The organism is Bartonella sp. AD328YNZD (genome assembly GCF_042196425.1).
This window is the reverse complement of sequence record NZ_JBHIQG010000715.1, coordinates 1-739: the sequence shown is the minus strand read 5'-3', so window position 1 is coordinate 739 and position 739 is coordinate 1. Positions and strand designations below refer to the sequence as shown.

The following is a 739-nucleotide window of genomic DNA, read 5'->3' as shown; positions in this document are numbered from 1 at the left end:
AAACTTTCACAAATTTGTGGCATAGCAATCGCAGAGAGTACAACCGTTTCAACGCCTAATTTTGTCAATGATGTTCGCAATGCTAAAGAGTTAATAGCCGTTGCAAGCATTCCCATATGATCACCTGTCACTCGATCTCCACCATGCGAAGCAACAGCAACGCCACGAAAAATATTTCCCCCACCTATTACAACCGCAACCTCTATCCCCATTGCGCGCACTTCTGCAATATCAGCGGCAATACGGTCTACAACAGAAACATCAATGCCAAAATTCTGCCCTCCCATAAGAGCTTCACCAGAAGCCTTTAAAAGAATACGTTTATACGGAAGTGCTAATGCCATTAATAATCTCCCCAAAAGCCCATTTACTTTTTGCTTTTGACATCACGAAGGGCACCACTTTTTTCACGTGACGCCCTCTCAACAATTACACTGTTCCCCTCAGAGATTCTACAACCAATGATATGACTTTAAATCTCTGGTCAAGAGTTTGCAATAACTAGCCTTTTACAGCAGCAGCAACCTCTGCAGCAAAATCAGACTCCTCTTTTTCTACACCTTCACCTAGTGCAAAACGAATAAAGCCTGTGATTTTTGCTGGTGCACCAATTGATTTCTCAGCGTCCTTTAAAGCTGCCTCAACAGTCATATCAGGATTCATAACAAAAGCCTGTGAAAGCAAAACAACCTCTTCAAAAAATTTACGCATACGCCCTTCTACCATTTTTTCAATGATA

General features: G+C 41.8%; 2 pseudogenes. Both read right to left on the bottom strand.

Going from position 1 to position 739, the window contains the following annotated elements:
• Positions 1-344, bottom strand: a pseudogene (pyrH, locus tag ACFIO3_RS14645) (UMP kinase); the annotation flags it as partial.
• A 157-nt stretch (positions 345-501) separates the two neighbouring features.
• Positions 502-739 (bottom strand): annotated as a pseudogene (locus ACFIO3_RS14640) (elongation factor Ts); the annotation flags it as partial.